At 52.8% G+C, this 12,547-nt stretch carries 13 protein-coding genes; 3 read left to right on the forward strand and 10 right to left on the reverse strand.

The annotated features are described in order from the left end of the window. Positions 1–129: 129 nt before the first annotated feature. Positions 130–2,703 (reverse strand): ATP-dependent chaperone ClpB, encoded by a 2,574-nt coding sequence (gene clpB / locus ACR02O_RS06245; RefSeq protein WP_033159148.1) that lies wholly within the window; start codon positions 2,701–2,703, stop codon positions 130–132. 292 nt (positions 2,704–2,995) lie between these two features. On the opposite strand from clpB, the gene ACR02O_RS06250 reads away from it, so the two are divergent. The 3 genes from ACR02O_RS06250 (at position 2,996) to ACR02O_RS06260 (ending at position 4,626) form a co-directional block, all read left to right on the forward strand. Then, entirely contained in the window at positions 2,996–3,199 is a 204-nt protein-coding gene (locus ACR02O_RS06250; RefSeq protein ID WP_020483379.1) for a cold-shock protein, read from the forward strand. 136 nt (positions 3,200–3,335) lie between these two features. Continuing rightward, positions 3,336–4,259 (forward strand): Aq_1264-related membrane protein, encoded by a 924-nt coding sequence (locus tag ACR02O_RS06255; RefSeq protein WP_458139108.1) that lies wholly within the window; start codon positions 3,336–3,338, stop codon positions 4,257–4,259. Positions 4,260–4,371: 112 nt separating this feature from the next. After that, complete coding sequence (locus ACR02O_RS06260) at positions 4,372–4,626, forward strand: hypothetical protein (RefSeq protein ID WP_171697552.1); 255 nt, start codon at positions 4,372–4,374, stop codon at positions 4,624–4,626. On the opposite strand, the gene ACR02O_RS06265 is transcribed toward ACR02O_RS06260, so the two are convergent. The 9 genes from ACR02O_RS06265 to ACR02O_RS06305 all read right to left on the reverse strand — a co-directional run bounded on the left by ACR02O_RS06265 (position 4,623) and on the right by ACR02O_RS06305 (position 12,539). Beyond that, on the reverse strand, positions 4,623–5,516 hold the full coding sequence (locus tag ACR02O_RS06265) for a radical SAM protein (RefSeq protein ID WP_458139109.1): 894 nt from the start codon (positions 5,514–5,516) through the stop codon (positions 4,623–4,625). The genes ACR02O_RS06260 and ACR02O_RS06265 overlap by 4 nt on opposite strands. Positions 5,517–5,519: 3 nt before the next feature. Further along, positions 5,520–6,332: a formylmethanofuran dehydrogenase subunit C gene (locus ACR02O_RS06270; RefSeq protein WP_033159151.1), complete on the reverse strand. Its 813-nt coding sequence runs from the start codon at positions 6,330–6,332 to the stop codon at positions 5,520–5,522. Beyond that, complete coding sequence (fhcD, locus tag ACR02O_RS06275) at positions 6,329–7,225, reverse strand: formylmethanofuran--tetrahydromethanopterin N-formyltransferase (protein ID WP_192393120.1); 897 nt, start codon at positions 7,223–7,225, stop codon at positions 6,329–6,331. Before fhcD ends, ACR02O_RS06270 begins: the two co-directional genes overlap by 4 nt. Then, the gene (locus ACR02O_RS06280; RefSeq protein ID WP_458139110.1) at positions 7,222–8,886 is read right to left on the reverse strand and encodes a formylmethanofuran dehydrogenase subunit A; all 1,665 of its coding nucleotides are present in this window, start codon (positions 8,884–8,886) and stop codon (positions 7,222–7,224) included. Before ACR02O_RS06280 ends, fhcD begins: the two co-directional genes overlap by 4 nt. Positions 8,887–8,896: 10 nt before the next feature. After that, a complete protein-coding gene (locus ACR02O_RS06285) occupies positions 8,897–10,156 on the reverse strand; it encodes a formylmethanofuran dehydrogenase subunit B (RefSeq protein WP_494523014.1) in 1,260 nt (419 codons plus the stop codon). Between the two features lie 9 nt (positions 10,157–10,165). Then, entirely contained in the window at positions 10,166–10,543 is a 378-nt protein-coding gene (locus ACR02O_RS06290) for a 4a-hydroxytetrahydrobiopterin dehydratase (protein ID WP_494523015.1), read from the reverse strand. A 191-nt stretch (positions 10,544–10,734) separates the two neighbouring features. Beyond that, positions 10,735–11,118 carry a ClpXP protease specificity-enhancing factor gene (locus ACR02O_RS06295; protein ID WP_033159156.1) on the reverse strand — a complete coding sequence of 128 codons (384 nt, stop codon included), beginning with the start codon at positions 11,116–11,118 and terminating at the stop codon, positions 10,735–10,737. Next, complete coding sequence (locus tag ACR02O_RS06300) at positions 11,115–11,723, reverse strand: glutathione S-transferase N-terminal domain-containing protein (protein WP_211555157.1); 609 nt, start codon at positions 11,721–11,723, stop codon at positions 11,115–11,117. The genes ACR02O_RS06295 and ACR02O_RS06300 overlap by 4 nt, the downstream gene beginning before the upstream one ends. A gap of 174 nt (positions 11,724–11,897) precedes the next feature. Further along, positions 11,898–12,539 (reverse strand): DUF47 domain-containing protein, encoded by a 642-nt coding sequence (locus tag ACR02O_RS06305; protein WP_494523016.1) that lies wholly within the window; start codon positions 12,537–12,539, stop codon positions 11,898–11,900. Positions 12,540–12,547 lie beyond the last annotated feature (8 nt).

The following is a 12,547-nucleotide window of genomic DNA, read 5'->3' on the forward strand; positions in this document are numbered from 1 at the left end:
ATTGCGGCGATAAACCATGCACTTCCGGCGTCCATTCTATCTGATTTGAATTTCGGGTGATACGGCCGTTGGTACAGGTGACTGCCGGGTTAGAAAACTGCTAATCCGGCAGCTTATTCCAAGCCGTTTTTATTGGCTAAATGTCAATCCGTCATTTGCGACATCGATTTTGATCGAGTCCCCAGGGATGAAGCGTCCTGACAAAATCTCATTAGCCAGCGGATTTTCCAATTGCCGTTGTATCGCCCGTTTCAAAGGCCGTGCGCCGTAAACCGGATCGAAACCGGCTTCGCCGAGTAGATCCAGTGCGGTTTCGCTGACTTCCAGACCAATGTCTTTTTCCTGGAGACGACGGCGCAACAATTCGATCTGAATTTTACAGATGGCGCGGATTTGGCCCTGGCCGAGCGGATGGAAGACCACTGCTTCATCGACCCGATTGATGAATTCCGGTCGGAAATGCTGAGCTACAATCTCCATCACCGCATCTTTCATTTCGACATAGTTGTCTTCGCCCGCCAGTTCCTGGATCACGCTGGAACCCAAGTTCGACGTCATCACCACCACCGTGTTTTTAAAGTCCACAGTCCGGCCCTGGCCATCCGTCAAACGGCCGTCGTCAAGCACTTGCAGCAATACGTTAAACACATCGTTATGGGCTTTCTCGATTTCGTCAAGCAGGATGACCGAGTAGGGTTTCCGGCGCACGGCCTCAGTTAGGTAGCCGCCTTCTTCATAACCGACATAGCCGGGAGGTGCGCCGATCAAACGGGCCACGGAATGTTTCTCCATGAACTCCGACATGTCGATGCGCACCATTGCTTCCTCGGTATCGAACATGAATTCGGCCAAAGCCTTGCACAGCTCGGTCTTACCGACTCCTGTTGGCCCCAAGAATAGGAACGACCCGTTGGGGCGGTTCGGGTCCGACAGGCCGGCGCGGGAGCGGCGGATCGCGTTGCTGACGGCTTTCAGGGCTTCGGTTTGGCCGATTACCCGTTTGCCCAGCTCTTCTTCCATGCGCAGCAATTTTTCGCGCTCACCTTCCATCATTTTCGAGACCGGAATGCCGGTCCATTTCGAAACCACTTCGGCGATTTCTTCTTCCGTGACCTTGCTGCGCAGCAGGGTGGTTTCCTGCATTTCTGCTTGCGAAGCCAAGTCCAGTTCTTTCTCCAGTTTGGGTATGTCGCCGTATTGCAGCTCGGACATCCGCGCGTAATCCTGGCTGCGGCGGGCCGCTTCCAGTTCCAGGCGGGCATGTTCCAGGCGTTCCTTGATCGTTGCAGTGCCTTGCAATGCCGCTTTCTCGGCTTTCCAGATTTCTTCCAAATCGGAATATTCTTTTTCCAAGTCGGCGATTTCCACTTGCAGGATTTCCAGGCGTTTTTTTGAGGCCGCGTCGCTTTCGTTTTTCATGGCCTCGCGTTCGATTTTCAATTGAATCAAGCGCCTGTCGAGTTTATCCATCGATTCCGGTTTGGAGTCCATTTCCATCCGGATCCGGCTGGCGGCTTCGTCGATCAAGTCGATAGCTTTGTCCGGCAATTGCCGATCGGAAATGTAGCGGTGCGACAGCATGGCGGCGGCAACGATGGCCGGGTCGGTGATGTCGACGCTGTGGTGGATTTCGTAACGTTCTTTCAAGCCGCGCAAGATGGCGATGGTGTCTTCGACGCTCGGTTCGTCGACCAGTACTTTTTGAAAGCGGCGTTCCAACGCGGCGTCTTTTTCGATGTATTGCCTATATTCGTCCAGCGTCGTGGCGCCGACGCAATGCAGTTCGCCGCGAGCTAGAGCGGGTTTCAGCATGTTGCCGGCGTCCATCGCGCCTTCGGCCTTGCCGGCGCCGACCATGGTGTGCAACTCATCAATGAACAAGATGATTTGGCCTTCTTGTTTGGCAACGTCATTAAGTACGGCTTTCAGACGCTCCTCAAACTCGCCGCGAAACTTGGCGCCGGCGATTAATGCCGCCATGTCCAGCGACAATAGTTGCTTGCCTTTGATACCTTCCGGTACTTCGCCGTTAACGATACGTTGCGCCAGACCCTCGACAATGGCAGTTTTGCCGACGCCCGGCTCGCCGATCAGCACCGGGTTGTTTTTGGTGCGGCGTTGCAAGACCTGGATGGTGCGGCGGATTTCGTCGTCACGACCGATCACCGGGTCCAGCTTGCCTTGTTCGGCACGTTCGGTCAGGTTGATGGTGTATTTTTTCAAGGCCTGGCGTTGATCTTCGGCGTTGGCATCGTTGACGTTCTGGCCGCCGCGCATGTTTTCGATGGCTTTTTCCACGGCCGAAGCGGTGACGCCTGCTTGCTTGAGGATTTTTTGTAAGGAGCCGCTGGCCTCCAGGGCTGCCAGCAAAAATAATTCGCTGGAGATGAACGCATCTTTACGTTTCTGCGCCAGTTTGTCGGTCAGATTCAACATCCGCGACAATTCGTTGGAAATCTGCACATCGCCGCCGGCGCCGGAGACGCTGGCCAGACGATCAATCTCCTTGCTTAACTCATTACGCAAGGCGTTGACCTGAATGCCAACTTGCATCAGTAAAGGTTTGATACTGCCGCCTTCCTGATCGATCAACGCCAACATCACGTGCACCGGCTCGATGAACTGGTGGTCCTTGCCTAGGGCCATGCTTTGCGCGTCGCTGAGCGCCTGTTGAAATTTACTGGTTAATTTATCCATTCGCATGCTGCGTACCTCATTTGGGATATAAATTGTGTTGCCGCAGAGATGGGGCGCTACGTAACGCTTTTCAAGCGAGGGCTGGTGGATAATTCCACTATTTTTCGGGTGAAATTATTGCTACTGATTGGTGGCTTGAGATGGACATCGTTGGTAGCCTTGATAAATGATTCAAAGTACAATGCTCGCGCTCAGATAACAGATGTTGAGGGATTATGGCCTTTGCTAGTCAGCAGGTCCGGTTGTCAATATTGTCGGTCTGCGTAACCATTAGTTTTATTTTGTAGGAGTTTTAGAAATGGCAACAGGCACTGTAAAGTGGTTCAACAACACCAAAGGGTTTGGATTTATCGAGCCTTCCGAAGGCAAGGAAGATGTGTTTGTGCATCATTCCGTAATTAAGGGCGAAGGTTTTAAAACCTTGTCTCCAGGCCAGTCGGTTCAGTTCGATATCGAATCCGGTCCTAAAGGTTTGACTGCCGCGAACGTCCTGCCCAGATAAGCGTTAACGGTTACGGGTAAAAAGGCTCTTGCTTGCAAGGGCCTTTTTTATGCCTGTTACAAAATGGATTTTTCGGTCGAGGACAATATAACCAAGCTATAATGCAGCCATCCCTTCCAAACCGGCGTAACTGACTATGGCACGCGAATTTTCTTCTTTAAAACAAATGGATACCCCGGTCAAAGTGCTGTTTACCGGCTATTTGACTACCGTGGCGGTTGGCTATCTGATGGCTTTGATCCAAATTCTGTTTACTCATGGTATGGCTGACGGCAAGTTTGGCCTGTCGATTGACGACATTGTTTACAGTTATTACGGCAACCGTTCGGGAACCGTGCTGGAAACCAAGCTGAACGGGTCCATGAAGGAGAATGCATCCGAACAGGAACGGTTTGACATTATCCAATGGGTACGCGATGGTGCCGACAAGGACGATTTTATCGACGATGGTATCGAAAAAATCATTCAGGAACGGTGTGTGATGTGTCACAACAAAGACGCACCCGTTCCGGATTTGAGCGATTTTAAAGTGTTGAAGGAATTGACCAAGGAAGACGAAGGCGCGACCTTTAGTTCGCTGACGCGGGTGTCACATATTCACTTGTTCGGCATCAGTTTTATTTTCATGTTTGTCGGCTTGATTTTCAGTTTTTCGGAAACCAGTACCATCAAGTACAAATGTATTGCGATCGGTATGCCCTATATGTTTTTGCTGGTGGATATTTTGTCGTGGTGGTTGACGAAGCTGAACCCGATGTTTGCCTGGCTGGTGATTGTGGCGGGCGGCGGTATGGCGGTGTCGTTTGCGTTTATGTGGACGGTGTCCGTCGCGGAAATGTGGTTGTTTGATAGGGTGTTTCTGGATGCTGACGGTCAGCCTAGAGTGCAGTGGAGCACAGTAGTAGAAGCCAAGTTTAAGCAGGTTGGCGGAGAGGCGGCGGCGAAAAAATTAGCTGAGTTACTGAAGCAAGTCGGTGTTTACGGCTGGTCGAAATTTCAGAGCCAAGGCCTGCCATTTCTGAAAGATATCTACGTAAAAATAGTCAAGAAAGACAAATAGTTACGTAAGTGTGACTAGGTATGCAAAACGCTGTTGAGAAGTTAAAGTTCCGCGCTTGGCAAGCCGATAACCGGGGCGGTATGATGCAATCTGGATTTGGAGGAGGTGTACCATGATTAGCAATGTAATGAATAGCGCAACCAGTCTGATCAGTAATGCTCAGCAAAAAGCCAGTACCGCGGCGCAAACGATTGCAAATTTGCCGGTGCAAGCTCAGGAAGTCGGCGGTTCAAAAGATGTCGGTTCGGCTGACTTATTCAAGCCGGTGCTGAGCTTGAAAGAAGCTGAGCTTGAAACTTCGGCTGGTGCCAAAATGATCAAGGTTCATGAAAAAACGCTCGGATCTCTTCTCGACGTGACAGCCTAATGGCTAACGCTGACATCATAGCCCAGCGCTTTGATGTCAGCGGCAAACGCATTCATTTCTTCAACACTCATTCTTTCCAGTTCGTCCGCTTCCATTTGAAACGATTGCCTGGCCACGCTGTAAAGCATAATTTCTTGCAGTTTAATCTGGCCAAACCGTAATTCCTGCAAAAGCCCTAAATAGGCCTGTTTTTCGCTGTCAGACCACGCTTGCCGATAATGCAACATGCAGGTTTGTAGTTTGGTTGGACAAAGGCTGGCGGCAATTTCTAGACGTTCCAATAACTTTTGCTGACTTTGGCCCGTGCTGTTGATCAACTTGCGGCCCTGTTCGGTCGCGCTATCCAGCTTGAACCATAATTCGCCGTTGTGTCTGCTCAATTCCGCCAAGCCCGCTTGTACTGTCGATTGGTGTATCAAACTGCCATTGCTGATCAATACAAATTTGCTGGCTGGAAATACGCCGGATTCCGCGGCGATCTTGCCGATCAGATGCACGGCTTTGTCAAAATCTATCAAGCTGGTCGGTTCGCCGTTGCCGGAAATGGCAATATCCTTGATAACGCGGTGATCGATTTCGACGTTAAATTGCTCAAAAAAATCGCCGTGTTGCACGTAATTTAAAAAGAAGCGCAGTTCCTGCTCCAGTAAGGCAAAATCCATTTCCGGCGCATTACCGCGCTGTAACTGCGGTACTTGGCAGTAAATACAGCGCCAGTTGCAGGCATTGTTCGGATTGAAATTGACACCTATCGATAAACCACCCGCACGGCGGGAGATGACCGGGTAAACATATTTCAGGCCAGCGACATTACGGTTGTGATTTGTGGTGGTGAGTATCGGTTTCACTTGAGATGCGCCGCGCAAACCGTAACGGGTTTGCGCGGCCATGAGTTAGATTCGGACTAGCACTTCGCCGCGTCCGGTTTCCGCCATATCGCCGCCGTAACGCTGCACGCGGTTAAACGCCGCACCACTGTCGGCAAAACGGGAGTTGAAGGATTTGAACGATGCGAACAGTATGGGCAGGAAGGCCAGTGTGTGGGAGCCGCAGTCGTTAAAGGTCGCTGATAATTGCGGCTGATTCCATAGCAACAAAGTGCCGCGCCGCATCGCATAGCCCAGATAGCGGCCGGTGTTACCCATAACCGCGATAGTGCCTGCCAGCATCCGAGAGCCGCAATAATCGCCGGCATTGCCTTCGATCAAAATCTGGCCTCGGCGCATATGGTCACCGGCACGCTGGCCGACATTACCTTTCACTAACACCGTACCGCCTTTCATGCCTTGCTTGTTACCGGGTAGGGCCCCGCCCAGAAAATCGCCGGCATCGCCTTCGATTTGAATCAAGCCGTTTTTCATTTCACATGCAGCATACAGGCCTGCATCGCCACTGACGTTGATCGTGCCAGATTTCAGTTGCATGCCCAGATAAGCGCCGGTATCGCCTTGTACGCTGATGCTGCCGCCGTCCAATTCCTTGCCAATGAAGTCCAGCTTGTTATTGCTATAGGCGATAATGATTTCTTGGGTGTTCATGCCGGTGATGTAGAACAGCTCGTCGACCCGGCGGCGGCTTTTGCCATTCTGTAGTTCGATGGCGGCAATCGCATCGACGTCCAAACCTTGCAGCTTTTGACAAACCAGCGGCGACATGTCGATACGCTGGTCGGTTGGCTGTTTCAGGGTAAAGGTTAACGCGCTCATGCCATGATCTCCTGCAAATGAAAGTGGAACGGTCCCAATTTGCCGCCGTAGTTGCCGGCGCTGATACGCTTGATGCCGTTAGCCGCGCCCAGATCGCAAACCGCTTGAATACCCACGCGCATAGCCTTGTCGATGTCTTCTTTGCTCAAGCCGTCGATGACGATCTCCATCACCGATTCGATTTCCGGCGACAAATCGGTTTTGGTCACACCTTTTAAAGTCGGGCAAAAAGCATCGTTTGTTGATGCGCCCAATGAGGCGTATTTTGAGCCAACCTTGGAGCCCGAGCGCACCACGCCGCCGGGGAAGGGCATAATCACATTCGGAATTTTGCGCATTTCCTCGATCGCCGCCTCGCAGGCTGCCAAAGCTTGTGGTTGCGATTCTGCTAGCACCAGGAAGTTGCCGCCGCCTACCGCATCCACCATGCCGGTGGTGGCTTCTGTAAGAAACTCGCCGTCCATGACTGGTACGCGCCAGTAGCGCTTGCCGCCGATCTTTTTTGCAATTTGAAAGCCATCGCCGAAGTAACGCAGGTTTTTACCCAACGGAATTGGCTTGCCGCCTTCGATGCCGGCAAATAGTGCCGAGGTTGGCGAGGTCAATACGCATTGGCCGGCGCGGGTTTCTAATTGTTTGGCCAGACCTTTGCCGCCCATCGCGTAAATCATGATGGCGACGCCGGGCCGTCCGTCGGGCGTTTCGTTCGGGCTCAACACTCGTTCGATGCCCGCCTCGCAGCCGCAAGCAATTACAGAGGTCGCGAAGCCGGTCATCGCTTGCGCGGAAATCATCGCCCATTTTTCGTTTTGCGCGGTGATGATGGCCCGCGTCGCCTTCATCGGAAAGGCTTCGGCGAAGGTTTTGTCTATGGTTACGCCATTAATGATCATGCTGCACCTCGCAACGGATGCGCCGTCAAGCTGCCGCGCCCGTCTTCGCTAATTTCGTCGTCGCTGATTTTAAAGTTGCCGAGTTTCATGGTCAGGTATTTGTCGAAATAAGGTTTGAGGTCTTTTTCGATGGATAGATCGTAGTCCGGTTTGACGATGTGGGTCGTGCCCCAGGTAACTTTCACCACTTCGCCGTCTTTGACGACCAGTTCGCCGTCCTTGAACACGTAATCGGGTTTGGTGAACATAGTCTGGCGGTCAGCGTTTTCGGTGTAGACAGTGATGTCTGCGAAGTTGCCTGCACTCAAAGCGCCACGGTCTTTCAGGCCGATGATGCGGGCTGCGCCGGCGCGGGTCATGATGGCGATTTCGTTTAACGTGTATTCGCGCTCGATCGAGGCTAGCGTGGTCATTTTTTGCGCTTCCGGATGGATGGTCGCCAGCATGTCGTTCCGGAAGCTGCGGTCCATCAATAGGCGGATCAGATGCGGATAGCTGGTGAACGGCGCGCCGTTGGGGTGGTCGGTGGTCAGGAAGATTCGCCAAGGGTCTTCGACCAACAGGAATATTTCTAAACCGATGGCCCACTGTAAGGCATTGACGAAGTTTTGGTCTTTGTATTTAAACGGCACCACGCCACAGCCGGCGTCGCATTCGATGTCCATGCACACCCATTTATTCGGGCTGGCGAAGCGGTGGTTAGCATGCTGGCGCATGTTGTCGCCGGACGCGGTGACAGTTTGGCCGAACAGGATTTGGCCGACGTCGGCGGTGATGTTCGGATTGCTATTGATTGCCTCGGCGATCTGCGCTGCACCGGAGGAGAATTTGAAATCGCCTTCTTTACCGTAGCTATGGAACTGAATATGCGTCAAGTGCATCGGCAAGCCGTCGATACCTTCGATGGTATTTAAGGTGGTTTCCAGATTGCCCGGTACGCCTAAATTGCAGCCATGCACATGTAAAGGATGAGTGATGCCGAGTTCTTGCACCGCTTTAGCTAAGGTTTGCAAGATTTGACGGGGCGTGACGTCGTAATGGCTGTTCTTCTCGTCCAAATCCAGTTTGCGCTGGTTGAATTTAAACGCATTGATGCCGCCGGCATTGACCACCTTAATGCCGATGCCTTTGGCGGCGTTCAGCGTCCAGGCCACGTAATCATTGATGGCTTTTTGATCTTTGTTGGCGGTCATCATGCGCAGCAAAAAGTCATCGCTGCCCAGCATCACGTAGCCGCCCTTGTCGACTATCGGTGTGTCGCCCATTTCCATATGTGCTTGGCGAGCGTTGATCGGCAAAACCGCCGGTTCGAAGCAGGCGGTGTAGCCCATTTCCGCATAGCGATAGCCCGCAACATAGGTGCTGGGCATCGCGTGGCCGTTACCGGAACGGGTAATCGATGTGCGGTGTACTGGGTCCTGGCGATGATCTTCCGGCAACAGGGTGCGGGCGATATTGCCTTTGCCGCCGCCGATGTGGGTGTGCATGTCGATGGCGCCCGACATCACCACTTTGCCGCGCAAGTCGTATTCTTTGTCAACCGGTCTGCCGTCTTTAGGCGCATCGATAATGCGGCCGTCCTGCACGTAAATGTCTTGCTGTTGTCCGTCGATGCCGCTGGCCGGATCGTAAACGGTTCCACCTGTAAGTTTTATCAGCATGTGTTTGGTCCTAAAGGGCTTGTTCGATGGCGGACAGGACTTCGGCAGTACTGGGCAGGCCGGAGTCGCGCAATTTTTTCAGGCGGATCGCCACCACATTGTCCAGGCGGTAAGCGTGGCCGGCATGATCGATGCCGGGCGTGCCGACCGGGATGAACACATCCGGCTCTTGCTCGAACTTCATGCCGGAGCGAGCGATGACGATAGTCGGTAAGTGAGTTTTTGGAGGCAGTGCGCTGCTGTTAAAGGCCTGAACCCACAGCAAGGCATCGGCTTCGCTGTTATTTAGCAGTGTTTGGCCGTCGTATAGATAAGGATCGTACTCGGGGTAACCTCTGGCAAAGTTGACGCGCGCGGGGTAGCCGGTAGTCCAGCCGCAGACTTGGTTGGCGGTTTGGTCGCCTTCCTTGCCGCCCAGCGGAAAGCCGGAGCAGCGGGTGCCGGCTTGGTTAAGGTCTTTAACGATATTGCACAGCGTTTGCACGGATAGCTCAGCTTGATCGAATGCCAATGCCGCCGCGCCCCACAGAATGACGCCATACTGCGCGGCCTTAAGTTTGTCGGCGATAAGCTGTAGCTCGCTAATGGCGATGCCGGCGACACTTTGTGCGTGTAGCAAGTGGCCTTTAACCAGGGCCGACAATGCGGCAGCCACACCCGGTAAATCGGCGTCGGCACAAGGTAGTACGCGGGCTTTTTGGCCGGTAGGAGAGGTTGAAGCGTTTCCTGAGGGGGCTTTACCCAGATAAATAATTTCGCGGTTGGCAGTGCTTTCGAGGAACATCGATTCTTCGTTCCACAGATATTTCTCGAAAAAACGCGGGGCAAAAGCTTCCAGATCGGTTCCGACTATCAGCAATAAATCGCAGCGGTTTTTAAGTTCGGCTAATGTGGTATTCATCCAGCCGGAGTCTTGCAAAGCCAGTAAATTGCGGCGTGCGTTATTAAAATTGATGTTATCGACCACCGCGCCGCTTTTGTCGGCTAAAGCCAGCAATGCGCGCATGCCGTTGACGTCGGTGGCGCAGCCGCCGATCACAGGTTGATGGGTGTTTCGTAGCAATTCCGCAGCTTTAGCGGTCGCCGCTTCCAAACTCGCTGCCTGCCCGGCAATGCGCGGCACGGTGTCCGCTATGGTTTGTTCGAATGCCGGTGTATTAACCGAGCAACCGTTTGCGGTCACTTTCAAGGTTGTGCCGTCCACCTGTATGCTCAGGTCGTCGGTACCCATGCCGCAAAAAGGGCTGGGTACCTCGGTTATTTCAGTCATGGAAAGTCCTCAATCTTTTTTAATATATTTGAATCGTGGATCGTCGGGCGTGCCTTCCAGGATGCCGGCGGAACTTTCTGCCGCATCCCACATCAACACGTCCTCAATTTTTTGGGCTAACAGAAAATCTTTATCGGTGATGCCTTTTGCCGAATGCGTGACCAACTTGACGATCACGAATGCATAGGAAACAGTTAAATCCGGGTGGTGCCAGGCTTTTTCCGCCAAGTGGCCGACGGTGTTGACTACCATTAAAGTCGCTTTCCAGCCGCTGGTCTTGATTTTGCGGCGGATCCAGCCGTTTTCGTAATACCAGTGCGGCAGTTCCTGTGCTAAACGTTCGGCGATTTCGGTCTCGCTATAGACCTTGGCAGTATCGTGCGACATCGTTTACCCCCCGGATTGAAGTGACTCGGCATTCTATCGCACAGTTTAGTCGGTGTCTTTACGGTGTACAGGTGTTTGGCTGGATTTCAGTGCCAATTGTCGGCAACTGGAGGGGGCTTTTTTTAACTGGCTTGTTTAGGCGGGTTAAGGGAATGCCTCGGCGCAGAGGCATTCTTTTCGGCATGCGTTTGTTATTTGACCACTCTTAGTTGTGGTTTTTGCGGAGGTTTGGGCTCTGTCGGTGTCGGCGGGGTTTCGTCCTCATTCTCTTCCGGGTCGAAAATCATACCTTTGCCATTTTCTTTGGCATAGATGGCCAACACCGCTTTGCACGGCGCGATAATGCGCATGGGTTTGCCGGCAAACCGGGCGTTGAATTGGATTTCTTCATTGCCGAGCACCAAACCTTGAATGGCTTCCGGGCGCATATTCAATACGATTCGGCCATCTTCCACGAAGTCGCCCGGCAGCGTTACGCCGGGGTAGTCGGCGTTGACCAAAAGATGGGGGGTCAGGCTGTTGTCGACGATCCATTCGTAGATGGAGCGAATCAGATAGGGTTTAAGTGGGGTCATTTGCTTGGGGCTTGCATCATGTCTTTTTCTTCGCGGCTCAGGCTTTCTTGAAAAGCCCGTCTGGAGAAAAGTCGGTTGGCGTAGGCGGTGATGCCTTTGCCTAGGCCGGCAATGTCAATACCGATGCTGGGAAGTCGCCACAAGAATGGTGCCATCGCACAATCGATCAGAGAGTACTCGTCGCTCATAAAATACGGTGTCGCTTCAAATACCGGTGCGGCAGCCAGTAAGCTTTCCCGGAGTTGTTTTTTAGCCTTGGCGGCTTTTTTGTCACCGTTGACCAGCACGTCATCCAGCAGCGGATACCACTCCTGATCGATGCGTTTGATCAGCATCCGGGCGTTGGCGCGGGAGACCGGGTCCATTTGGTGCAAGGCGGGGTGCGGGAAGCGTTCATCCAGGTATTCCATGATGATGCGGGCGTCGTACAGCACTAAGTCGCGTTCCACGAAAGTCGGGGCATTACCGTTGGGGTTCAGTTCCAGCAGATCTTCCGGCGGGTCATTCGGGTCGAAAAACTCAACTTCCGCTGGCACGCCTTTTTCGTATACAACTAGCCTGGCGCAGTGGCTCATTATGCAGGCTGGTGATGAAAAAAGAGTCATTGCGGATTTTCGGCTGGTGATGTTTGCCACGAAGTGAACCTCTTTGAGTAACAGGATTTAAACCGGGGCAGATTGTAGCATGGATGTTGGGGCTTTTGGGGGCGATGCCGGACGCATTCTGCCCTTGAAAATAACGGGCTGCACCCGGCTATTTTAAACGGCTTGCCGCACTATTCAGCCCAGTTTGACGATGATGTCTTCCAGTACATTCGCGGTGGCATGAACCTTGTCGGCGGCATTGGACAAATGCCGGTAAAGTTCGCGTTGTTTAAACATATTCAAGTAGTCATCGCCTTGGAATAAATCGGCGATGGCCTTGCGGTACATCTTCTCGATGCGGCGCTCCGAATGGCGGGCGGCAAAGGCGTGCTGTTCGGCCTCGGCGGGGTGTTTGCCCAATACCGCAAAGCCGCGCTCCAGTGCTTTGATGCCCACCTGTAACTCGATGACCATCGCTTGTGAATGGCTGTCGGGGTTCAGTTCCAGGGCTTCCATCTCGTTATACGTGCTTTTGCAATAGGTAACGATGCTGTCCATAGATGCAATGGCGCGATAAATGTCTTCGCGATCAATCGGTGTGGCAAACGAGCTGTTAAGTTCGTGCAGATTGTGCATGCGGATTCGGTCGGCTTCGTGCTCGTCTTCTTTCAACATCTTGCCGGCTTCGACTGATTCGCTGGCCATGAAACGGGCCAGATTATCGACGGTGACGCACACCTGCTGGCACTGTTGGTGCAGCAATAGATAGAAGTCGGCGGTTTTCGGGAATATTCTCTGAAACAGCCGGGAGGCCAGTGAAAGCTTGGGAGATGACATGAAGATTA

The organism is Methylomonas sp. PHL2-19 (assembly GCF_059331595.1).

What these genes read in the sequence shown, in the direction of transcription:
- ACR02O_RS06260 (WP_171697552.1), top strand. Translation starts at nt 4,372, where the DNA reads ATGATTAGCAATGTAATGAATAGCGCAACCAGTCTGATCAGTAATGCT.
- ACR02O_RS06250 (WP_020483379.1), top strand. Translation starts at nt 2,996, where the DNA reads ATGGCAACAGGCACTGTAAAGTGGTTCAACAACACCAAAGGGTTTGGA.
- ACR02O_RS06300 (WP_211555157.1), bottom strand. Translation starts at nt 11,723, where the DNA reads ATGACTCTTTTTTCATCACCAGCCTGCATAATGAGCCACTGCGCCAGG.
- ACR02O_RS06290 (WP_494523015.1), bottom strand. Translation starts at nt 10,543, where the DNA reads ATGTCGCACGATACTGCCAAGGTCTATAGCGAGACCGAAATCGCCGAA.
- ACR02O_RS06270 (WP_033159151.1), bottom strand. Translation starts at nt 6,332, where the DNA reads ATGAGCGCGTTAACCTTTACCCTGAAACAGCCAACCGACCAGCGTATC.
- clpB (WP_033159148.1), bottom strand. Translation starts at nt 2,703, where the DNA reads ATGCGAATGGATAAATTAACCAGTAAATTTCAACAGGCGCTCAGCGAC.
- ACR02O_RS06255 (WP_458139108.1), top strand. Translation starts at nt 3,336, where the DNA reads ATGGCACGCGAATTTTCTTCTTTAAAACAAATGGATACCCCGGTCAAA.
- ACR02O_RS06285 (WP_494523014.1), bottom strand. Translation starts at nt 10,156, where the DNA reads ATGACTGAAATAACCGAGGTACCCAGCCCTTTTTGCGGCATGGGTACC.
- ACR02O_RS06280 (WP_458139110.1), bottom strand. Translation starts at nt 8,886, where the DNA reads ATGCTGATAAAACTTACAGGTGGAACCGTTTACGATCCGGCCAGCGGC.
- ACR02O_RS06305 (WP_494523016.1), bottom strand. Translation starts at nt 12,539, where the DNA reads ATGTCATCTCCCAAGCTTTCACTGGCCTCCCGGCTGTTTCAGAGAATA.
- ACR02O_RS06265 (WP_458139109.1), bottom strand. Translation starts at nt 5,516, where the DNA reads ATGGCCGCGCAAACCCGTTACGGTTTGCGCGGCGCATCTCAAGTGAAA.
- fhcD (WP_192393120.1), bottom strand. Translation starts at nt 7,225, where the DNA reads ATGATCATTAATGGCGTAACCATAGACAAAACCTTCGCCGAAGCCTTT.
- ACR02O_RS06295 (WP_033159156.1), bottom strand. Translation starts at nt 11,118, where the DNA reads ATGACCCCACTTAAACCCTATCTGATTCGCTCCATCTACGAATGGATC.